Genomic DNA, 22,427 nt, shown 5'->3' on the forward strand with positions numbered 1-22,427 from the left:
ATAGGTTGTCCTTTTCGGCGACCACTTGGAAACAAAAAACTGCTTGCCTCTAAGGATGCCGAGTAGATCCATCGGCTAATACTTTGTTGCGTTCTCGGGGTAATCTCGTAGTGGACGTCGGTGCCAGTTTTTTGCTGGATGCATTGAACCCTTTCATAGATTACACCTTGCGAAGAAACATCATATACATGCAGCCTTAGTAAATCACTTGCCCTTAATTTGCTATCAATGGCTAAGTTCAATAGTGCAAGCTGCATTAGGTCGCTTTCAAGCTCTAGCCTAGTTCTAATTCGCCAAATTTCTTCCAACTTGAATGGTCGTTTAATGCCGCTGCATTTTCCTGAAGATAACTTTCTCATGTTGACCTCCTCTTCGATATTATTGGTCAACATAAAGTCTGGCTATAAACTGAAACTGTTCCAGCCTGATAGCCATCGATCACGCAGTCGTTCAGGGTGCTCAGAATCATCCGTGGACATTTCCGAGTTAGAACCTCCACTCTAACTTGTCAGTATCAGATTAAAATTTGATACTTAAACTAATGAATCCTCATATCAAGGATGTTCACCGTCCTGATTTAGGGAATGAACTGCGCCATCAAAAACCATTAAGAGTTACGTAACTCTTACGCTTTTGATGGCATAGGACATACCGAAAAATAACCATTCTAAACCTTGCAAAGTCGTAGGTTTTCAATGTGAGATAAACTTATCGGCACTTCCTTCATTCCTTCCAAGGACGCTTGACCTCCGACTCTAACCCGGCGAATGATACCTTGTTTAGAATCAATGGTAACTTGAATCAAAGATAAGGCCCCCATTGAGCGTCCTTGCTCTAAAGCGAACGTTAAGCTATCAGTGATGCCATGCTTAATAAGATAACAACCTAAAGCCCCACTCGCACTGCCTGTCGCTGATTCTTCATTGATACCATATAAAGGTGCGAAATTTCGGCAATGGGCAATCGTTGCCTTATCGTTGCTAAGTTCAAATACGTGGAAACCGATAGTATTGAACTCTTGGCTTAGCTTCGATATCGCAGCAAAGTTAGGCTTTAGGATATCTAAATGTCCAGTCTGCACAGGGACAATGATATCGGGTAAACCTGTCGAGATGATTTCAATAGGCAATCCCGTACTCGTAATCACGTCACTAGATATGCCAATAGCATAAGCGATGTCTTTAACATGAGGGGCGCGACGAAACAGAGGTTTGGTTTGATCCATTACAATAGAGCTATCATCGACGGCTACATGAAGAATACCTGCTTTTGTTTGTTGTGTGTAACAACCTTGCTCAATGAACCCCTGCGAAGCCAATACGAAAAATGCAGCCAAAGTGGCATGACCACAAAAGTCCACTTCCCCTTCAGCAGTAAAAAATTCCACCTTGAAATCTGTTTCTTTATTGGTGTACACAAAGGCCGTTTCAGAAAAGCCAACCTGTCGCGCGATGTATGTTTTTTGTTCTGTACTAAGGGAAGGTGGGCCTAAAACAACTCCAGCAGGATTTCCGCCTAATCCGCCTTTGGTAAATGAATTAACAAGATAGACGTTTATGTCATGTTCAATGGCGAGTGTCGTATCAATAGTCACAGCTTCATTTCCTTAAAATTACCAAGTTCGATCTAAGTCTTGCGCGTAAAGCCTGATAGCTCGTTTGTACGTTAAAATCTCCTCTGAGCTTGTTGTGTCAATCAGGAGGTTTAATAACCTCTCGACCGCGTTTTTATCCTCTCCAAGGTTATACAAACACATTGCATAAAATGGCATCGCCTCCTTTGTATTGGGGAAAAGAGTGCATGCTTTTTCAAACCAAACGGCTGCTTCATTATATTTCCCGAGGCTTCTCAGCGTGCTAGCCAGGCTAAATAGAGCCTCAAAATGGTCTTTCTCACCGAGGTCACCAGTTAGTGCGGAGTTATAATGCTGAACTGCTTCTAACTCAAGTCCTTGATTATCATAAGATCATCCAATATGGAGGTATGATATCTTTGTTGCTAAGAAGATTGGCCAAATTAACTACGCCACTACATAACTCAATTTGAGGTGGTTTAGCTTTCTATCCGAATTACTCAGCGGAGTCTTTCACCAATGCTTCCAGCTTATCAAGTGGCACATATCCGGGAATAATTTGACCATTTAACAACATCCCGGGCGTTCCTCGCATACCTAACTGGTTAAATATCTGGTAGTTTCTTGCAAGCATCTCATCGGTCAAAGGATCTGATTTGATATGGTTCTCAAGACCCAATCTTTTAGCAATTCGTTCAATAGAACGCTGATCATGTATTCCTGGTTTTTTAATAAGCAACGCATGAGTTTCAGCAAACTCTTCTGGATGGTTTTCCCACACATTTAAGGCAAAACTCGCTGAATTGGAATGGCTTGACATCTCTTTAATAGGTACGTAAATATTCACAACTTTAATATCATTGGGATATTTATCTACAAGTTGATCTAACACACCATCTAATTTCTTGCACCAAGGACAACTGTAATCTGTAAAATTAATGATCGTAGTTTTCGCATTACTAGAACCAAAGCTTGTGTGATTAGAGTTATTGTACATATAGTCGTAATTTTCAGCGATTGTAGCCTCGAAAGCTTTTTGTTGATTCACATACAAGTGTAAGCTTTCATGAAGGTTATCTATAATCAAAGGGTTTTCTTGAAGTATCTTAGTAATGTCTTCAATTTTATCATCATGTGTCATTGCTAACGCAAACGGTGAAACAAATACATTTGCAATCAATATTTTATAACCAATCTTCATCTCATTTTCTCAGTTATTATACAAACCAAATCCTAGCCAAGAGACCAATAGGAGTCGTGAAACCAGTGGTAACGAGTTGAATTTGCCCACCTTTAACAACTGCGATCGTCGGAGTAACTAAAATCCCCCAAGCTCTCGCATTCAATCCTCGTGAATCATTCAAATTCGAAAAGTCATAATGGTGAGCTTCTAAAAACTTCGCTATCCGCTCATCAGGTCAAGAGCTAATTGACACACCAATAACTTCATAAGAATCCATTTTATCTATCAAGTTGATGGTCGGGCTGACAAACTTACAGACTGGACACCAAGTAGCCCAAAAGTAAACGATGACAGGCTTTTCTTTACTCATTTCAAAGATATCGACACTTTTACCATCAATCGACTGGCCAACAATGTTGGGAGCATTAGCAACAGGAATACTCTGTTGCCTCCACAAATCCACCCCGATCGAAAAGACAACAGCAATAAAAACGAAAAGACCAATCTCTTTAAGCCAACGCCTTAATTTTTTATATTTCACTCTTTATTATTTCCGTTCGCTGTCTCAATCGCACTTATCACAGATTCATCTGTAAGAACAATGGGAAGAGGTATTCCATTAGGGGCTTTAGGACCATAAACGATATTGAATGGGACACCAAATCGTCCATTTTCTTGCAGATAGCTCGTTACACTTTGGCTAGGTACTGTCCAGTCGCCCTCCATTGCAACAACCTCTGAATGGTGCAGCATTCCATAGACTGGGTCTTGTAGTAACACACCAATCTTATTCGCTTTACAAGTAATACACCAATCGGCAGTAACATTGACAAAAACAACTTTTCCGTCAGCAATATGATTTTCAATTGCTGTTGTTGAAAGTGGCTCCCAGTTTGGCTCAGGAGGGAGTAATGTGGCCGATTTATTAGAAGTTATGCTGCCTACAACCAGACTTGCTGAAATTAATATAATCAGAGCACCTCCTGTCCATGTGGCAACCTTTTTTCCATACACACGCAATGTACGCATGACTAATAGAGCCAAAGCTACTATTGAAATTACATACACCCATAACATTGGTACATGGTTAGATAACAGACTTAACAACCAAACACTGGTTATCAGCATCATAAAGCCAAATAACAACTTGATGTTATTCATCCATTGGCCCGGCTTTGGCAGTCTTAGTGCAACCGATGGGAATAGAGCCACAGCTATCCATGGTGATGCCATACCCAAAGCCAATGCCGTGAATATCAAAAACATAACTGGAATACTTGTCGCGAGAGCAAACGCCACAGCGGTGCCTAAAAACGGAGCGGAACACGGCGTGGCAAGCAAAGTCGCAAACATACCTTGAGTAAAGTGTCCTTTATATGAGTTATCCCCTTTTGTTGCTAGCCACGTGTTTGCGTTAGAGGACAAGCGTATTTCAAATAACCCCAGCATATTTGCCCCAAATACGCCTGTGATGAATACCATTAATCCAATAAACCAAGCGTTCTGGAATTGGATCCCCCATCCAATAGCGCTACCTGATAGCTTTAGGACGGTTAGAAATAGTGCAATCAACCAAAATGAAACCAGGATACCTAAGGAAGAAGACAAAAACTGAAAGCGTATCTGTCTTTTCTCTAAACCTTGAGTCGAGACAATACTACTCAATTTCATTCCTAAAACGGGTAGGACACATGGCATGATATTAAGAATGAAGCCACCAAACAAAGCGAATAGAATCATCTGAGCGATATTAAAATTGCCCCGATCTTCAATAATCATTTGAGATTTGACTGTAGTGGCGTGCTCAGCAATGAAGTTATTGTCATCTAAAGTGACGGTTATCGTTTGCTCATCAAGCTGAGGTGTCCCCATCCAGTTGGTGACGTCAAATGTCGCAACCAGTTTGTTCCCTTCAACCTCGAAAACGGGTTGTGTGAATGCCGAGTCTCGGACTTCTTCTGTGGTCCCATCTATTAACATGTCGGGCTCCGTCCAACCCATGCTATTCTCGACAGTGACTTGTAACTTACTATTTTGTTCATCCCAGATAGCGTTCACATTTTTAATAAGAGGGGATGGTTTGGGTACTAAGCTCATCCCTTGAGCGTAAGTATGCATAGCCGATTCAGAAAGCTTCAGCTCTGAGGGAATAAATGATATTTCGAAAGGATAGTCGGTCAAAACACAGACGGTCGTGCATGATGAGAGTGTCAGATTTGCATCTAATACCACCGGGGAATCTAAATCATTTACATGTAGGGTCATAGGAAAGATAACGTTGCCTTTATAGCCCAGTGTCTCAATACCTAAAAGCTCAAATCTCTTTGGATGAGGCCAATGCCATACAATGTCACTAAGGTTTTTAGAACCATCCCAAGTCATACTTGGCGCGATCCCGCCTTCACCTGGGCTTCTCCAATAGGTTTTCCAGTCCCCCGCTAAGCGCACTTCTAGAAAACCAGCAACCGTCTTGCTCTCGGCATCAACCTGCCCACTGATGACAAATCGTGTCTCGACTGGTTGGTGGTTGGGGTTTTTCAACCAACCTGTAGTCAGTGGTTCTGCCTTGACCACACTGGCAAACAAGGTAGCCACTATTGCTATAAACAACCCTACGAAAGCTAGACGACAAGCTGGTTTGGAATTTTTCATTTATTACCCTATGAAAATAAAATAGATCAAACTAAATACTGAAGATGTGTTTCTTTGATCTATCAACAACCTTTAGAGAAGGTAGAAACAAAATGATTTCTCAATGGAGTCAATGATCGCTTATGATTTTTTACGGTCATTCCTTGTATAGAACCCTTAACAAGTTAGAGTACCTCCTGACTGGTTTTAGACTGGAATGCTTTAATTCGCTGGATGACTAAGGTTCGCTTCTGTTTGTTTTTTATTTGTATATGACATAACTCAAGCGTTAGTCCGAAAACCATAGCAAAGTACACATAGCCTTTATTGATATGAATGGCTAAACCTTCCGCCATTAGTAGTCCGCCCAATAAAACCAAAAACAGTAAAGCCAATGTTTTAAATCCAGGGTAACGAGTAACTAAGTCGTTGATTTTTTCCGCCGTTAAAATCATAAAAATCGCGGATGTCAAAATAGCGGCTATCATAACTGGTACTTCAGATGTTAAACCAACGGCGGTTATGACTGAATCCATAGAAAAAACGGCATCTACCGCCACAATCTGGAGAAGTACGACGGCTAATCCAGTCCTAGCTCGAGTCGAATATGACGATGGTGTATGTCTTAACCATGACCAAAGTTCTTTCGCACTTTTAGCCAACAAAAAACCACCACCCAATATCATAATAATATCTCGTCCGGTGAACGTTGTATGGGCGAAGCTCAGCAAAGGATTAGTCAGAGACATCACCCACGAAATAGAAAACACAAGACCTATTCGCGTTAACACCGCCAGAGCAATACCTAAATTACGTGCAACTTTGCGTTGCTGTACTGGGAGTCGTTCACATAGAACTGAAATGAAGACGACATTATCGACACCCAAAACAATTTCAAGGATCAATAACGTGGCAAATACTACCCAGATTTCGGGTTGTAGAAAGAGCTCTAGCATGTGCTTATCTCCTTAATACAAGAAGACAATGGGATAAAACGGCACCTAAAGGGGTCGTCCATAGAAGTAATTTACCTCTCTGTTTAGAAATGGAATAAGACTAAGCATTCGTTTTAATAACGCTAATTTTTTAATACGCTATCTGTTTTATTGGGGAGCTCGATATTTAACATCGGATGTTTATGTGGTAATAACTGGATGTCATTAGCAAGCGCGCAAAACTGTTCAAAACTGATAGGTGCTGAATGATTGACCTTGGATGTAGGCCAATCATCGTATCTCTCTTTGCTCATCATGAAGTGATGATTGCTTGAGGTTGGGTTGATCAATCGTGAGTGACTCGACCGTGTATTTCGATTAAGAGGAAAAGCCACCGTCGATCATCAAGTCAGCACCAGTGATGTAACCCGCTTCTGAGCTAGCGACGAATGCTACTAAGCTCGCAATCTCCTCTACTTGACCATAACGACCAAGTGCACCAATAGCTTTTACAGGCTCTGAAGTATCGCCATTGTCTGGGTTTAAGTCGGTATCTACCGGACCTGGTAAAATGTTGTTGACGGTAATGCCTCTAGGGCCTAAATCGCGAGAGAGACCTTTGGCCAATCCGGTTAGTGCAGACTTGCTCATTCCATAGATAGAACCGCCAGCAAAAGGAATGCGCTGAGCGTTCGTACTACTGATATTGATTATTCTGCCATTATTATTCATGTGCTTCGCAGCTTCATGAATCGCCACAAACACACTTCGTACGTTGGTATTGATGGTCTTGTCCCAATCATCCATCGTCAAATTTTCAATACTGTCCCAGATCAGCGTACCTGAATTGTTTACGACAATATCAATTTGACCAAGTTGTTCTATGGTTTCGCTGATTGCATTTCTGATATCTTCAGGTTTAGTGCTATCCGCCTTTATTGCGATGACTTTGCCACCTTGTAAAGTTAAACTCTCCGCAAGCGCTTTGGCTTTTCCGTGGGATGACACAAATGTAAAAGCAACAGACGCTCCCTCCAATGCCAATCTCTCAACAATGGCGGCACCAATACCTCGACTGCCACCTTGGATAAAAGCGACCTTACCTTTGAATCTATTGAAGTTATTCATCATGTTTACCTTAATTGAAAAGTCGATGTAATCATCTCGTTGATGTACGCAGAATAATCGATTCACATCCGCTTATTAAGTCCATATAATGACAAACATAAAGTCCCCTGAGGAATTAATTAATGTTAAAAAGCCAGTTTGTGGAAGTTCGTCACTTTGTCACCGTTGCGCAGTTGGGGAGTTTTACCCTTGCGGCCCAAGCGCTTGGGATGACCGGTTCAGCTTTAAGTAAAAGCGTTGCTCGACTAGAAAAGCAGCTAGGCACCAAACTCCTTCATCGAACAACTCGACGCATCGCGTTGACCAATGATGGGGATTCCTATTTAGCCGACTGCCTTAAAGCGATGACTATTTTAGAGGAAGCAGAGAAGCGCTTAAGCAATCAACAATTATTGCCATCAGGGCGTGTGCGTATTGATTTACCCGCAGTTCTCGGTAGAAGAGCAATCCTACCCAAGTTGCTAGAATTAACGTCCAAGTTCGAGCAATTAGATCTATCTATTACCTTTAATGACCGTCCTACGGATTTAGTCAGTGACGGAATTGATCTTGCGATCCGCGTTGGGCACTTAGAAAACTCGGGCGATATTGTTGCACGTAAAATTGGGGAGCAAAAAAGGGTGATATGTGCCTCTCCCTCTTATTTAGCAACTCGAGGGCCGATTACCAAAAAAGAAGATCTAGCCCAACATGATTGCATCGTCGGCTGGCCTATAGGACAAAGGCATAGCTGGCTACTGAAAAATGCGAAGGGGGCAACCGAATCAGTCGATATTTCAGCACGTCATGAGATAGCCGACTGTGAAGGCATTTTACAATCGGCTTTATCTGGTGCAGGTTTAGCTCAACTACCAGTATGGTTAGTGAAGCAATACCTTGATGATGGACAATTATGCCCTGTATTAGAGAAACTCAATGGCGAAGGAGCACCCATCAGTATTGTTTGGCTAAAAACACCTTACATTCTGCCTAAAATAAGAGTCATCATAGATGAAATCATTGCATTATCGAGCCGTCATCCAGATATTTTCGAGGCTTCTTTGTAATGTTGACTAATCGAAGCATGACATTGCAGGTCATTTGGGTGTTATTGTGTTTTAGATAGTCCAACGATATTGAGGCCACTATCAAAGTTTGATGGTGGCCTCAATCATCATAAAACCTACATACTAGCTAACAATATTTACATTTGTCTTAGGTATCGCGCAGCAAGCTAGTGCCATTCCTTTCGCCTTGTCACTGTCTTCAATTCCAGACGCATCGGGCTGGTAAACCTCTCCTGATTTCACCGTGACTTTGCAGGCGCCGCAGAAACCAGCTCTGCAGTTATTCGAAATAGAAAGCCCTGCTGCTTCAGCTTGCTCCAGAACGGTGCGCTGGTTGCTTCCCTCAAACACGACACCATCAAGGTTAATTTGAACCCTTTTCTCGTTCCCGTCCGCCACTCTTGCAACGCCAAACGTCTCTTGATGGTACTGTTCTTCAGGCAGCCCGCTGTCTATCATTAAGCGCTTTGTACTTTCCATGAAACCACTAGGACCACATACAAAAACTTGACGCTTGTGAAACTCTGAAATTTGATTTAAATGAGTACGACTAAAATGCCCTTTTTCGCCTACCCAACCAGTTGATGGCTCGCTAAGGGCTATAGTCACAGTCACATTGGCGTGTTGCTTTTCTAGCATAACGAGCTCTTCCATGAATGGAATATCCGCTTCCGTCAAACATTGATGATAAAACGCAATATCACGAGTGTCTCGTTGGTCAGTCAAATACCGAAGTATGGATATCATGGGCGTCACACCGCTACCAGCAGAAAGCAGCAACAGCGGGTCATTCGAGCCTTTAGTAATATGGAATGTGCCTTTGGGTTGATCCGCAATAATGGTATTGCCAACTTGTAAGTGGTTGAATAACCAGTTGGAGACTTCACCACCATTGACTCGCTTCACTGAAATCGACAAACGCTCTGGTCGAGAGGGGCTAGATGACAGCGTATACATTCGTTTAGTCAGTTTGCCATTGACCGTGATCTCAATAGGGAGGTGTTGTCCCGCTTTATACTCAGGCACCAAGCCATTTTTAGGCTCAAACCAAAATGTCTCGAAGTTTCTTGCTACAGGTTCTCTTTCAACGCAAATCAACACTTGTTTTTTTGCGTCGAGATCTTCATAAAACTCCTTGGACTTATACTCAAGCACTTCGATAGCATCATTGATGGAAATAACACCTTCGTTTTTCGCTACAAGGTTTTGCCCGAAAAATATTTTGCCTTGCTCGTTGGCTCTAAAGCGCGAAAAGGTTGTCAATGGCTCTTTACTGGCCCTAAACTCCCTATTTCCCAGATCAAGTGTCGTTAAAATACACCGCTCACACGGCTCTACAATTTCAAATTCGACGTCACCTATCTTGATACGCTTCCATGAGTCTTCGATAAAAGGTTCGTCTGATTGCACCACAAGGTTAGTACGAAACTGTTCCATGGTGTGGACGTCGCTGCTGCGTCTATTCAGTTCCGCTAATGAGCCAGAGCTAATAAGCAAAATAGGAAAACCGTCGGCAAAGCTCACATTATGACCAAGGCGTTCTCTCATGCGGTTAGATTGCTCGCCAGTAAACAGTAACTCAACTCGCTTCCCTATCACTTGGCTAAACCAATCATTCGCTTCATCGGTTGTTGTATAGGCGGAAAAACGGTCTCTCCAAACACTGGCATCTGTCGCCTGCATTTTAAAAGTAGAATAGTGTAATTTTAGCGGTTCCATCCCAGGGTAAGAAAAAATGATACCAGTTGGCAGTAGACTGGAACTCACTTGAACCATATTTGGATATTGACGCGCCGTCACCATCGTTGGGTATTTAGCTAAGGCGGAAACCGCCTCGCCAGTCAGCGCCAGCATAAAGCGACGATCAAAAGCAAGGCCTTGCTTTTCAGTCCACGAAGAAGAGAGTGAAAGCCCGCCAATGGATTTAACTGGATAAATAGTGATTTGGGAAAGTACGGTAGGATTTACCACAATGTCACCCTTTATTATTGTGTTGATTGAACCGCAAGCGATGATTTTAACGACCGATCAAGGCTGATGGTTTATCTTGTGAGGAGGTAGGTTGCTTCGCTGAATTAAGCATGAAGCGCATCAAAGCCGACGCATTCAATGTCATTTTTTCTTAGCCAGAGAGAAAACTCATCGCTGGTTAAAATCTTCCACTCTTCAACGCGAGCATGGGCATAGCTAGAGATGTCCTCTAGCTCTTCATCAAGCGTTCTGGCAGGGTGACACATCAATTCAATCGTGCTGTTAGGCATGCTGTCTTGATAAGCCAGCAACATGGCTTTGAGATATTCAATATTAGCGCCTTCGGCATGAAATCCCATATCAAACGCATCTGGTGTCGGGACCGATAACAAGTTTTGACCTCGTATAAAGCTATCAATACGCCTGACGGGGAGGCCTATTTCATTGGCTGCTTGTGTAAAACCTATTTTAAGAGGGCGATAGGCGCCTGCAAAATGGTGGCTATCGATATGATTAATATTAAAGCCTGCGTCTATAGCGGCTTGATATTGCGCTTTAAGCTCTCTCGCCACTTCGTTAGAGGAGACATCGGATTTATTAAATAGGGTCTTTCTATCAAAAAAATGACCATTCTCGTCGACCAGTGTTGGAACCAATGTAGGATCTGAAATGGGTTGACCAGATGTCACTGTAAAATGCAGTCCAACTTCAGAAATAAGGCCACGTTGATAGAGCTGTGACGCATGAGCGACGCCAGGTTGGTTCATCATGATGGTGGTCGATTTTACGGTTCCGGCACGAAAACAATCCGCAATCCCCAAGTTCACCGACTCCGTCAGCCCAAAATCATCAGCATTTAATATAAGTTTCATCGTATCTCATCCAAGTTGTATTTTATCGATTCTAGTAATAGCGCTATCAGTTCCGATGCCCGTGTTGAACTTTCCGCCATCGGCAACGTTGCGCTTCTTGATTGGTCACCATTAACGTCCTTGTAATGTGACATTACACAAATTAATCTATAATGACTCACAGCTTCGGACAAACGAACAATACCTTTAAATGAATTAACCAGAGTAATGCATGAGCTCAATAACCAATCAACAACAGCAGCTTTCTCTGCTTCATACTTTTAGCGTTGCAGCGCGCCACTTGAGTTTTACCAAGGCAGCAGAAGAGCTCTTTCTGACTCAAGGTGGGGTGAGCCAGCGAATTAAAAAACTGGAAATGCAGCTTCAATTCAATCTATTCATTAGAAAAACCCGAAAGTTAGAGCTAACCCCGGAGGGACAAAGAGTTCTGAGTGTTTTGAACTCATCATTTGAGTCCATATTTTCCACCCTTTCTGACATTCAAACCGGAGAGCTGACTGGTAGCTTACATATAGCGACATCACCTTATTTTGCCTCTGCTTGGCTGATCCCGAAACTCCCTTCACTTCGTCAGCTATACCCAAATCTAAGCATCAAGCTGCAAACCAAACAAAATCAATCTGATTTTCAATTTGAGCCTTACGATGTGGCGATTTTTTATAGCCAAGGGCGGTATCCAAACCACTACAGTGAGCGACTGTTTTCAGGGAAAAGAACACCTGTGTGCAGTGTTGATTACGCCGCCGAGCATGGCCTTCACAATGGGTTGAGCGCTCTATCTGACGTTAATTTTATCCATAGAGGGGATACGAGTGCGTGGCAGTATTGGTTAGATGAGATGAATGCCGGCATCGACTGCGAAAAGCGATGTGATTTCTATAGTGATAACAGGCTGGCGATGGAAGCAGCGGAATTATCGCTTGGTGTATTCCTTGCTCGATATGAATTTGCGCTACCTTTAATCCAAGTGGGGAGATTAGTCGCACCATTTCCACATATTGAATCAGGAAAGGGCTACGATTTGGTTTGTCCTAAAGGCATGGAAACGAGAGCAAAATTTCAAGCGTTTTCTCGCTGGGTACATTCTGAACTAGACAACGAATAATGCGTGCTCGTTGTATCGCGATATGACTGAGCACGAATCAACTCAATCACCATTGTTCTCTGAACCTCTCCAACGCTTTAGACTCATCACCCCTCAAATGAAAAAATACCCTAGTGTTTAACTCTAGGGTATGTATTAAGAACAATGATAGACAGTCTATAGCAGCAATGAAGACCGCAATAGAAACAAAACTCAGCTCAGTTTTGTAAATTATTTTTTGTCAAAAAAGTCAGTAACAATACTTTCAACCTGGACGGGGCACTCCTCCATCAACCAGTGGCCACATGACTCCAACACATGACCTTGAACGTCGTTGGCATACTCTTTCATTTGATTAATTTGAGTTTTACCTAAACTGCCTTGACCGTTACCTGATATTGCCAAAATCGGCATTTTCAACAAGTTATTCTCTGATAGATTGTCATTTTGAATCACAGACTCTGGGAGCGCTCTGTAATATTCAAAAGCGGCATGTAACGTTTGAGGCTTTTTATAAGAGTCAGCATACATACTGAAGAGTTCATCTGAAAATGCATTCTTGTTTTCTGCATGCTCAAGAATGAAATGTTTAAAAAACTTATCTTCATTACCGGAGATAAGTGATTCAGCTAATTCATTCTTAGCAGAGAAAAAACTAAAGTGCCACGCGGTCGACTCTCCCTGAGGTGTATAGGCTGGGAACGTATAGATGAGGTCGCTTGGTACGATGGTCTCTAATAAAGCGACCTTATCAATATCATTCTGATGCTGAGCCAGCATTGGGTAGGTCACCCAACCGCCAATGTCATGAGCGATAACATTAAATTTCTCTTCCGGACTAAAGGTTTTAGCTAAAGAATGGATATAAGGTGATACGTCTTGTCCTGTATAAGAGGAGTTGAGCGGCTCAGACAATCCCAACCCTGGCAGGTCCATGGCTACAACTTGATACTCTTCAGCTAATTTAGGCATTAATTGGTGCCACTCGTACCATGACTGAGCAAAACCATGAACCATTAATAATAAAGGTCCTTCACCTCCAACTACGTAGTGAAGCTTTACGCCATTCACGTCTTTAAAGCTACTTTCAAAGCCTGCAGGGATTGGAAACTCACTGTTTTTTTGACTCTGCTCATTACCCGCAATAGCCATTGAGGAAAGTAAAATACCCGATGAGGCTAAAAGTGTTTTCTTCCATTTTTTCATAAGGTTAAATCATCTCATAACGTGTTATACCGATATGCCCTCACATTAAATGGCATACCGAAGCAGGGCGCAAAATGTGTCATGGCATGTTCGAGTCGTCAACTGGGTATTTTTTAACAAATCAACGTAACGGCTAAATTGTGTGCATTCATCACACCTTCTATTTATCGAAAGAAACCAGAGATTAAATTATTTAAAAACAGATACTTGTTTTGCTTTCTTCTGAGCTTGATGTTCAGTCTAACGCTGCAAAAAACACACATTAGGTCCTGGTGGGAATATGTATTAATAATCTAAAGGACTTAATTCGGCGTGTGTTATCCCCTATTATGCAATCCAACTTGATAATGACATTCAAAAGATTCTCGGTATCTCTCGCTGAGACTTTGAGGTTCGATGTGACGACGAATAACCCCCATTGCCACTTCTGTTGTAAGAGTGACAGCGTGGTAAAGCATGGCTATGGCCCTAAAGGCCATCAAAGGTATCGCTGCCTGAGTTGCTGTCGCACGTTTCAGGTGAACTATTGTTACGAAGCCTGCAAACCAGGCATTAGGGGCAGAATTATTGAAATGACCGCACAAAATCATGGAAAGCGAGCAACCAGTCGTCACTTGCAAGTTTCGTACAACACGGTTCTAAGCGCATGTCATCGGGATAAATAGAAGCCATTCCCCCTTTGAAAATGCGAATTCCGATAATTTGCCGAATTCAATTGCATTGATAACGGCATTTTTATTGGACGAAAAACAACATTTTTGCGTCACCTATCCAAAGCATGGATTGAGTGTTCTAACAACAACCAATGTTAACGGTACATATATTCCATACGTTAATAATCATTTGAGTTGAAACAATGAAAAAACAAAGCTTGTTTATCTTTGCTCTATCTTTAGCCGTTTTTGGCGTTATCACGACAGAGCTGGGTATCATCGGTCTTCTTCCGCAAGTCATGAAAGATTTAAACATTGACGTACAAGAAGCGGGGCTATTAGTCAGTATCTATGCTGTCATTGTCGCCATAAGCGGACCCTTCATCACATTATTGATGTCTGGATGGAATAGGAAGTATGTTCTAGTCGGCATTCTTTCCTTATTCGTGCTCTCGAACCTTGTGTACGCCATGACGCAAGATTACTCAACCATGATGATATTTCGCGTTCTACCGGCTTTAGTCCATGCTGTTTTCTTTTCTGTTGCTTTAGTGGTTGTCACTTCTATGGTTCCAGTTGAAGAACAAAGCAACGCCGCCGCTAAAGTTTTTGGTGGAGTAGCGGTAGGTTTGGTCTTTGGTATTCCGATTAGCGCTTTTCTGGCTGAAGAATATTCACTTGCTTATGCCTTCTACTTTGGTTTAGGGGCGTGCGCCATTGCGTTAGTGAGTGTAATGTTCTTGATGGAAAGCGCGCCTGTAAAGGAAAAAATGTCATTCGGCTCTCAAGTGACTATTTTACGTAGCAAGTCCATGTGGCTGTCGCTATTCACCGTTATATTCATCTTTGCAGCGATGTTTTCTTCGTACAGCTTTATTACTCAATACTTAAGCACAGTAACGAATATGAACGGTACGTGGATTAGTGCCATGCTGATGGTGTTCGGTGTATTTGGTATCTTTGGCAACTTTATCTTTGGTAAGTTACTCAGTCAGAATATGCGAAAAACTGTAGTACTGTACCCTGTACTATTCAGTCTTACCTTTATCACAATTTACCTTATGGGATTTTCTTTCTACTTTATGATTGCCATGGTTGCATTTTGGGGCGCTGTACACTCAGCAGGCTTGATCGTTAGCCAGACATGGATAATGGAAAATGCGGGAGATTCTAAAGTGTTTGCGAATAGTCTTTTTGTATCTTTTTCAAACCTAGGAATTACTATTGGCTCGGTAATAGCGGGGTGGTTTATCGCTCAGTTCGGTGTAGAAAATCTATTCCTATCAAGCTTAGCATTTACGGTATTAGCGTTGATTAGTATCTTACTAAATCAGAAAAAAAGTCCCGTTCTTAAACTTTCAGAAGTGAATTAATCCGCGAAAGTGCTGGCTTTCATTAGAGAAGCATAACCGCAAAGGTCAGCACTATTTCTATTACTTGCTCATTCCTGATTGGATTAAACATATTAGTCCAATCAGCCATTCATTTTGCATTAGATTACGTTATTCAAAGTGCATGTCGCTACTTTGAAGTGTCTATTAGTTCTAACAAAGTTTGGGGCAGAATTGAGTAAGCCAACACGCCTTCCCATCGACTGCATCACGACAGTGCGATTGCTTGCTCTTATGGGCGTACTGAACTGCTCGCTGACTAATGAAGTAAGCAAGTCAAAGTAGGAAAATGAGACTTCGTGAACGCCATAAAGTAATGCATTGGGCTAATCTTATGGTTTGTTTTTCTCAGCGTTTTTAGGTAGCAACGGAGTTCTTTCATGAGCAATGGTCCAATCATCGTATCCCCCGAAAGCAGCGTTCAGAGGCTTCAACGAGTCGAGTTGCAGGCAACAGGTATCTACGATGAGAAGTGGTTACAGCAACTTATCTTTGCTAACGCTGACCTATTACCCTTTTATGAGATTGATGCGGACTATACCGGTGCGGTACCAGTGTGTATGGAGCTTGCCACTAAGTCGGGTCGAGTGGACTGCATCTATGTTACGCCATCGGGCCGATTGGTCATCGCGGAAACCAAACTCTATCGTAATCCTCAATCTCGTAGAGAAGTGATTGGACAGATACTCGATTACGCTAAAGACTTGATGAATTGGAGCTACGACGAACTTGATACTAAGGTTTGTGCAATTAATGGTGGTCTGTCGCTTTTTGAATTGGTTGAGGCGGATGGCCATGAAGTATTAGAAGCCTCATTCATTGATGCGGTTCAGCGAAACCTCTCAAAAGGCCGCTTCTTATTATTGGTCGTGGGCGATGGTATTCGAGAGGGGGCTTTTGAGATAAAGGACTTTCTTAATACGTATGCATCAATGGAGTTTTCTTTTGCCATGGTTGAGGTGCAGATCTTCCACATGCCAGGCGAACAACTGCTCGTGAATCCTCAAGTGATGCGCAAAACTGAAATTACTGAGCGCCGAGTGATTTCGATTAATCAAGTAAGTAGTGAAGTTACTGAGAAACTGGAATCCACCAACGAGCAAAATGAATCAGTCACAAACAAAGGTTCTAGTCAATCCTATGAGTATTGGAGTGCATTGCTTAATTATCTTGAGCTTGATGACACTAGTGTAAGGTTACCAACCCCTTCGACTAAGGGGCACTTATGGTTCGAGTTACCACCAAGGGCACACAATAGTTGGATAACAACTTACCGTTCTAAACCCAATGAGGTGGGTGTCTTTGTGAGATTCAGAAATGACGCACTTGGACAATACTTGTTTGAGTACCTGTATGCTAGGCGAGAGTCATTGATGCCACTATTGCCGAAGGACTCTGAATTTGTCCCAGAGAAGCTAAAAATCTCGCTACCTGTAATAACTCTTGACTGGCAGAACGAAGAGTCTTGGAAAGAAGCGTTTGATTTCTACCAGTTGCGTTTAAATCAAATCTACCCCATCGTTAAGCCTTTGCTGCTGCAAGCGCTCAATGCGTATGAAAATTAACGGCGTTTAAAAGCATAAGATGATAGTCCTCCGACTTACCAGACACTACACAGACAAGGAAAAGTAGGTCAAACCTACTCACTGTGATTTGTGAGATTGAGCGTCACTGGCACGGGAAGGAGCAAAGGTGTGTTGCAGTTCTTAAATGGGGAAGTGTTTTTCCTCATATTCCTCAACCAATGCAGCTAGCCTTTCAAGTTTACAAATTAGTCTTATATTTGCTCTATCGAAAGGTATTGAGGTTACTTACCTTGGCGAGATTTTTAAAGTGCTCAATACCGCGTTGTATGCGACATTCAACACTTGTGCTGTTTCCCAAACTCCAGAGCTATTCATTGACATATCGACAATTTTTTCTTTTACATCTGGCTTGCGGACTTCGTAAACTTAATCGAGTTGAAAGCCCTTTCGACACTCGATAGACCTGAAACGAGGAAAGCCAGAATGCCCTTTTCCATTTTCACGGACGGGCTCTGTTTTATTACAGAAACGACATTGAACTTGGATAGTAGCCATGAGTTAAAAAACATCAGAAATCAGGTGGCTATATTAATATCTATCAACCGATTTGAGTCATGACCAATGAAAGGATAGTTAGGTTTTTATTGCGTAAATTATCGGTAAGAATAGTGCATATAACAGGCAATAAGCCAGATGTGTAGAATTATTCTATTTTAGGGATTTTGCTCTAAATCTAAATGAATCTTTGCATTTCAATTTCAATAAAGCTTAGTTATTGATCATGTTTCTAAGTATGTGAATCATTCTCAGCTATGCACATGATTGCTCATTGTCTAGTTTGATTTGTGTAACGTCACTGCAGCACGTATTGAGCGTACTACGCTGATTGTCTGTGTTTTCGTGTTGGCAGTTTGGTATTAGGTAAAAATCAACAAGACTATGATTTCAAGGAACATTTTATGTTAAAGAAACTACTAAGTTGTTGTATCACCTCCGCGCTCTGTTTTCATTCTTCTCTCGCTTTTTCGCAACCCAATGAGATTGCGGACAGTGCAGAGTTACAACAAGCTCCCGACACATTGCCTGCCACTTTGATGCTTGCACCGGACGACATCGCCATTGCAGATCGCTATATTGTGGTATTTCAACAACCGCAAATGATGGTGAGCAATTCAACGGAATTCGAGCAATTCACGCAACAGTCTGTAGACCGCATGTCCGGTTTGTATTCGATACAAGTGGAGTCAGTTTTTGACCACTCGATAAGTGGATTTGTCGCTAATTTGAGTCCTGAGCAACTAAAAGATCTGCGTTCTGATCCTCGTGTGGATTACATTGAGCAGGACAGAATCCTATCGCTTGACCCAATAGTCTCGGCAGACGCAAATCAAACCAATGCCATTTGGGGACTAGACCGAATCGACCAACGTAACTTGCCACTCGATAACAACTACAGTGTCAATTTTGATGGGACTGGGGTAACGGCTTATGTTATCGATACTGGTGTGAATAATGCGCATGTTGAGTTCGGTGGTCGCTCGGTTTCTGGGTATGACTTTGTCGACAACGATGCAGATGCAAGTGACTGTAATGGACACGGGACACACGTTGCGGGCACCATTGGCGGCAGCTTGTATGGTGTTGCGAAAAACGTCAACCTTGTCGGCGTGAGAGTATTGAGCTGTACCGGATCGGGTTCTACGTCTGGTGTTATTGCCGGTGTGGACTGGGTGGCTGCGAACGCTTCCGGACCTTCAGTCGCCAACATGAGTTTAGGTGGCGGTCAATCTGTTGCTCTAGATAGCGCAGTGCAAAGTGCGGTTCAATCAGGTGTCAGCTTTATGCTAGCAGCAGGTAACTCCAACGCCGATGCATGTAACTACTCTCCAGCACGCGTAGCTACAGGAGTGACTGTCGGTTCGACCACAAGCACGGATGCACGTTCGAGTTTTTCAAACTGGGGCAGTTGTGTGGACGTGTTTGCGCCAGGCTCACAAATCAAATCTGCGTGGTATGACGGTGGTTACAAAACCATTAGTGGTACATCGATGGCGACGCCACATGTAGCGGGTGTAGCAGCACTGTATCTTCAAGAAAACAGTTCGCTGTCGCCAAGCCAAGTAGAGGCCTTGATCGTGAGCCGCGCAAGTACTGGAAAGGTGACGGACACAAGAGGCAGCGTGAACAAGCTGCTTTATAGCTTAACGGATGCTGATTGTGGCCAAGACTGTGGTGGCCCAGATCCAACACCAGACCCAGAGGGCAAGTTAACCTCGGGCGTGCCAGTGAGCGGTTTAAGTGGCTCAAGCGGTCAAGTAGCGTATTACTATGTTGATGTAGAAGCTGGGCAGCGCTTAACAGTACAAATGTATGGCGGTACTGGCGATGCTGACTTGTATCTCCGTTTTGGTGCAAAACCGGCACTGAATGCATGGGACTGCCGACCTTTCAAATATGGTAACAATGAAACATGTACGGTCAGCGCGACACAAAGTGGACGCTACCACGTCATGATTCAAGGTTATTCAAACTATAGCGGTGTCAGCATTCAAGCTAACTACTAGTTATTATTCTCGTTACTAAAAGAGAACAAAGCCCGCTTTTCGGTGGGCTTTGCTTTCGGGAATACTGAGTTTAATAGGTGGCGTTCGATGCTATTCAAACGCACCGGCCTTTTTCTTCAAGAACTCAACTCGAAACGGCATCGAAGCTTTCTATTAGTAGTACCCGCATAAGTCGGGTTCTCCAAGTCGTGTACATCAAATAGGATGCGAACTTAATCTCCTCGAGCTAACTCTTTCTCCATCATAAATCTTGGCATGATGGCAAACCCAAGATGATACAAAACAAATTCTTTACTGTGACCGCGGTTCTCACTTGCAATTTTAGGCTGTGAGACAAACGCGTGACCTGACCTTGGCTGTTGGTCATCGTGAACGATATGGTGGCTAATCCGAGAAGATTGTATCCACTCAAAACTCAGACCCTATACTGCACATGTCGATGGGCTGACAACGGTAACACTGGATGAAATGGGCCTTGAACCACGCAAGATCATTATAAATGGGAACTATTAGGCAAAGAGACGAGCAAACCAGCTAAATTGGAATGGGGCAAAGACGTTACAAACCATACAGACACGCCTCTGGATATAAATGCTCTAGTCCTTTTCTATTAAATCATTAATAACCAAGGATATTGCAAAGAGAGTTGTGGACAGCTAGCTCGAGCTGTAGGCTTGTGCTAGCCAGGGCACCTGACTTTGGGAGCGCACTAAACATGAGCCTTGGATTCTGCTACCGTAAAGCCCATATTTAATTTGAGAGAGATGGATAATGAACGACAGTTGGGCTAACTTCTTTCCGTACTTTGCTGGAGCTTTTAAGCTTATTGTACTAGGTATTGGAGCTTACTTAGCTATTAAATGGCATTTTGATGAAGAGCGAAGAGTAAGGGAGGCCGAAGGCGTGGTATTCGATAAACCAAGCTTCAAGAAAAAGTTCGCAATGATGCTAACTTTCCCATTCCTTCTAGGTCTTCTAGTCCTTCTCGTTATTTATGCAACTAACTGGTTTCTCTACTGACGGACTTTATTGATACGATCAATGTTTAAGCTCTCAACGGGTCTGGAGCAAAAAAGAGTCAGCCTAACGGTCTGGCTCTTTTGAATGAAAACACATGGTATCGTGGAATAACTAGGGAGGCTGTGGCAGGTTACACTCACTTACTCCTTAGGCAGGTGACCAGTTTCCTTCGCAAGCTTTTGCATCGCCTCAGCAAACGTTGTTGTCCCGCCTTTAGCTTTCACCTGTATTACCTTATACCCCATTTTTTCCAACGCTTGGCGCTCTGCCAAAACAGCTTTGTCATCTTGCTGGCTACCTTGAGCTGGCTGATGAATGTAACATCCCTCTAATTTACCATCTTCGACCAATTGGTGGTGTTTCAGTGCATCGATATCAAAATTCATAATAAGTCTTTTCATTAAAAGTGGGAGTTTCTGTGGCAGGTTACATACGCTTCAAAGGCTTCACGACACTATCTAAGCCTTCAATTTTGAGCGCTAAACACAGCTTGAGCAAATCCCCTAGTTCGCCGCTTGGCCAGCCCTTTTTATCGAACCACAGTAAGTATTCTTCAGGTAGGTCGATTAACACTCGCCCTGCATATTTCCCAAATGGCATTTGCATTCTAGCGAGTTTAATGAGGTTTTCTTTTTCTAACATAAGTGACAAAGATTTTAGGTAACTCGTCCAAGAATATCACTGCCGCCCTCTCCTCACCAGCAAATCGCACTCACGTTTATTTTGGCGGCTTTGACTCGCTTTGTGCTAGAGTACGCGGCATAAAAAATGAGAACGAGAAAGCAATGAAGTCACCTTGTCGAGCAGCATGTAAAAATAACGCCGGAATATGCTCTGGTTGTCACCGAACGATGGATGAAATCATCCAATGGAAAGACAAAACCGATCTCCAACGAGATACGATTATCGAACAAATCGCAGGGAAAGATTCAACGCACAATTGTCCTGAGTGCGGGACTCAAGCCCATTGTGATATCGCCGCAGGCAAAGAAACCTGTTGGTGCTTTACTATTGAAACCCGTGATTTACCCAAGCCAAGCGCCAACCAGCTGTGTTTGTGCCGAAAATGTCTAGAAAAAAAACCAGTCGCATAATACGACTGGCTTACTGTTCTGCATTTTCTGACTGGAGTTTATTTAGCGGTTAAAGCAGACGCTTCAAACTTAATGCCTTCCCAACCTGTCACCATAAAATTACGAATATTCTGGTGATCGCTATTCTCTGGATGCTGCAATACATCTTCACGATAAAAACGGCCAAAGCAGGCTAGCGTCGCTTCTTTGTCTAGGTTGTTTAGCAAACCGAAAGCGAAGATCTTACACGAACCGTTGTTCTCACCCGCGTTGTTTTGCGTCTCACCATTAACAAAAGCGGTTGGCTCAAACGTATAGTTGTCTTCGATCACCGCCATCGTTGCTTCAAATTCGACCTGCTCTGGTGAAGCTGCCAACAAATCTAAAAACGATTTTAATTCCATTATTCCTCTATCCCTACTTCATCATTTTGATGACACATTAGTTTCATAAAAAGCCAATATAAGAGTCATCAATCATACATATATTCAGAGCCTTACCAAATCACACGTCATTCAGCGTTCCATCATTCCAATTGCGGAAATGGACAGAAGCATAAACCCCATGCTGA

Annotated in this window: 21 protein-coding genes and 3 pseudogenes; 8 read left to right on the forward strand and 16 right to left on the reverse strand. The window is 42.7% G+C overall.

The features are described 5' to 3' along the window. From LIX84_RS20025 to LIX84_RS20060, 8 genes and pseudogenes are all read right to left on the reverse strand, one after another. Window positions 1-359: pseudogene (locus tag LIX84_RS20025) on the reverse strand (integrase); the annotation flags it as partial. 308 nt (window positions 360-667) lie between these two features. Beyond that, window positions 668-1,594: a PhzF family phenazine biosynthesis protein gene (locus LIX84_RS20030; RefSeq protein WP_102545760.1), complete on the reverse strand. Its 927-nt coding sequence runs from the start codon at window positions 1,592-1,594 to the stop codon at window positions 668-670. Window positions 1,595-1,612: 18 nt separating this feature from the next. Next, window positions 1,613-1,951, reverse strand: a pseudogene (locus LIX84_RS20035) (tetratricopeptide repeat protein); the annotation flags it as partial. A gap of 118 nt (window positions 1,952-2,069) precedes the next feature. Continuing rightward, window positions 2,070-2,774 (reverse strand): DsbA family protein, encoded by a 705-nt coding sequence (locus tag LIX84_RS20040; RefSeq protein ID WP_226422040.1) that lies wholly within the window; start codon window positions 2,772-2,774, stop codon window positions 2,070-2,072. A 217-nt stretch (window positions 2,775-2,991) separates the two neighbouring features. Then, entirely contained in the window at window positions 2,992-3,297 is a 306-nt protein-coding gene (locus LIX84_RS23485) for a redoxin domain-containing protein (protein WP_226422041.1), read from the reverse strand. After that, window positions 3,294-5,408 (reverse strand): protein-disulfide reductase DsbD family protein, encoded by a 2,115-nt coding sequence (locus LIX84_RS20050; RefSeq protein WP_226422042.1) that lies wholly within the window; start codon window positions 5,406-5,408, stop codon window positions 3,294-3,296. The genes LIX84_RS23485 and LIX84_RS20050 overlap by 4 nt, the downstream gene beginning before the upstream one ends. Before the next feature lie 164 nt (window positions 5,409-5,572). Next, window positions 5,573-6,343, reverse strand: a complete 771-nt coding sequence (locus LIX84_RS20055) for a TerC family protein (protein WP_226422043.1) — start codon at window positions 6,341-6,343, stop codon at window positions 5,573-5,575. Window positions 6,344-6,700: 357 nt separating this feature from the next. Continuing rightward, entirely contained in the window at window positions 6,701-7,453 is a 753-nt protein-coding gene (locus LIX84_RS20060) for a 3-oxoacyl-ACP reductase family protein (protein ID WP_226422044.1), read from the reverse strand. A 119-nt stretch (window positions 7,454-7,572) separates the two neighbouring features. On the opposite strand from LIX84_RS20060, the gene LIX84_RS20065 reads away from it, so the two are divergent. Then, a complete protein-coding gene (locus tag LIX84_RS20065; RefSeq protein WP_005378550.1) occupies window positions 7,573-8,496 on the forward strand; it encodes a LysR family transcriptional regulator in 924 nt (307 codons plus the stop codon). 123 nt (window positions 8,497-8,619) lie between these two features. Here the strand turns inward: LIX84_RS20065 and LIX84_RS20070 are convergent, their stop codons facing one another. Continuing rightward, a complete protein-coding gene (locus tag LIX84_RS20070; protein WP_226422045.1) occupies window positions 8,620-10,467 on the reverse strand; it encodes an MOSC N-terminal beta barrel domain-containing protein in 1,848 nt (615 codons plus the stop codon). Between the two features lie 104 nt (window positions 10,468-10,571). Then, window positions 10,572-11,339, reverse strand: a complete 768-nt coding sequence (locus LIX84_RS20075; protein WP_047009886.1) for a carbohydrate deacetylase — start codon at window positions 11,337-11,339, stop codon at window positions 10,572-10,574. 211 nt (window positions 11,340-11,550) lie between these two features. On the opposite strand from LIX84_RS20075, the gene LIX84_RS20080 reads away from it, so the two are divergent. Next, the gene (locus tag LIX84_RS20080; protein ID WP_047009887.1) at window positions 11,551-12,444 is read left to right on the forward strand and encodes a LysR substrate-binding domain-containing protein; all 894 of its coding nucleotides are present in this window, start codon (window positions 11,551-11,553) and stop codon (window positions 12,442-12,444) included. 210 nt (window positions 12,445-12,654) lie between these two features. On the opposite strand, the gene LIX84_RS20085 is transcribed toward LIX84_RS20080, so the two are convergent. Then, window positions 12,655-13,629, reverse strand: coding sequence for an alpha/beta fold hydrolase (locus LIX84_RS20085; protein ID WP_052764195.1), 975 nt, complete (start codon window positions 13,627-13,629; stop codon window positions 12,655-12,657). A 347-nt stretch (window positions 13,630-13,976) separates the two neighbouring features. Here LIX84_RS20085 and LIX84_RS23570 point away from each other — a divergent pair, with 347 nt between their 5' ends. From LIX84_RS23570 to LIX84_RS20100, 3 genes are all read left to right on the forward strand, one after another. Beyond that, a complete protein-coding gene (locus LIX84_RS23570; RefSeq protein WP_198599890.1) occupies window positions 13,977-14,294 on the forward strand; it encodes an IS1 family transposase in 318 nt (105 codons plus the stop codon). A gap of 191 nt (window positions 14,295-14,485) precedes the next feature. Beyond that, the gene (locus LIX84_RS20095; protein ID WP_226422046.1) at window positions 14,486-15,655 is read left to right on the forward strand and encodes an MFS transporter; all 1,170 of its coding nucleotides are present in this window, start codon (window positions 14,486-14,488) and stop codon (window positions 15,653-15,655) included. Window positions 15,656-16,053: 398 nt separating this feature from the next. Beyond that, window positions 16,054-17,238, forward strand: a complete 1,185-nt coding sequence (locus tag LIX84_RS20100; protein ID WP_226422047.1) for a hypothetical protein — start codon at window positions 16,054-16,056, stop codon at window positions 17,236-17,238. Window positions 17,239-17,484: 246 nt separating this feature from the next. On the opposite strand, the pseudogene LIX84_RS23575 reads toward LIX84_RS20100, so the two are convergent. Together LIX84_RS23575 and LIX84_RS23580 are read right to left on the reverse strand one after the other, a co-directional pair. After that, window positions 17,485-17,610 (reverse strand): annotated as a pseudogene (locus tag LIX84_RS23575) (IS1-like element transposase); the annotation flags it as partial. 15 nt (window positions 17,611-17,625) lie between these two features. Then, window positions 17,626-17,754, reverse strand: a complete 129-nt coding sequence (locus LIX84_RS23580; RefSeq protein ID WP_443083704.1) for an IS1 family transposase — start codon at window positions 17,752-17,754, stop codon at window positions 17,626-17,628. 404 nt (window positions 17,755-18,158) lie between these two features. On the opposite strand from LIX84_RS23580, the gene LIX84_RS20110 reads away from it, so the two are divergent. Further along, the gene (locus LIX84_RS20110) at window positions 18,159-19,763 is read left to right on the forward strand and encodes a S8 family peptidase (protein ID WP_226422048.1); all 1,605 of its coding nucleotides are present in this window, start codon (window positions 18,159-18,161) and stop codon (window positions 19,761-19,763) included. 771 nt (window positions 19,764-20,534) lie between these two features. Next, window positions 20,535-20,783 (forward strand): hypothetical protein, encoded by a 249-nt coding sequence (locus tag LIX84_RS20115; protein ID WP_046873682.1) that lies wholly within the window; start codon window positions 20,535-20,537, stop codon window positions 20,781-20,783. 140 nt (window positions 20,784-20,923) lie between these two features. On the opposite strand, the gene LIX84_RS20120 is transcribed toward LIX84_RS20115, so the two are convergent. Both LIX84_RS20120 and LIX84_RS20125 read right to left on the reverse strand, forming a co-directional pair. Further along, complete coding sequence (locus LIX84_RS20120; protein WP_046873683.1) at window positions 20,924-21,169, reverse strand: hypothetical protein; 246 nt, start codon at window positions 21,167-21,169, stop codon at window positions 20,924-20,926. 40 nt (window positions 21,170-21,209) lie between these two features. Further along, the gene (locus tag LIX84_RS20125) at window positions 21,210-21,425 is read right to left on the reverse strand and encodes a DUF3820 family protein (RefSeq protein ID WP_005375557.1); all 216 of its coding nucleotides are present in this window, start codon (window positions 21,423-21,425) and stop codon (window positions 21,210-21,212) included. Between the two features lie 143 nt (window positions 21,426-21,568). Here LIX84_RS20125 and LIX84_RS20130 point away from each other — a divergent pair, with 143 nt between their 5' ends. After that, window positions 21,569-21,877, forward strand: coding sequence for a cysteine-rich CWC family protein (locus LIX84_RS20130; protein ID WP_080955956.1), 309 nt, complete (start codon window positions 21,569-21,571; stop codon window positions 21,875-21,877). Window positions 21,878-21,915: 38 nt separating this feature from the next. Here the strand turns inward: LIX84_RS20130 and LIX84_RS20135 are convergent, their stop codons facing one another. Next, window positions 21,916-22,260 carry a HopJ type III effector protein gene (locus LIX84_RS20135; protein ID WP_005375560.1) on the reverse strand — a complete coding sequence of 115 codons (345 nt, stop codon included), beginning with the start codon at window positions 22,258-22,260 and terminating at the stop codon, window positions 21,916-21,918. Between the last annotated feature and the right edge of the window lie 167 nt (window positions 22,261-22,427).

Origin of the sequence: Vibrio sp. E14, from assembly GCF_020515785.1 — a bacterium.
Lineage (GTDB): Bacteria > Pseudomonadota > Gammaproteobacteria > Enterobacterales > Vibrionaceae > Vibrio > Vibrio diabolicus.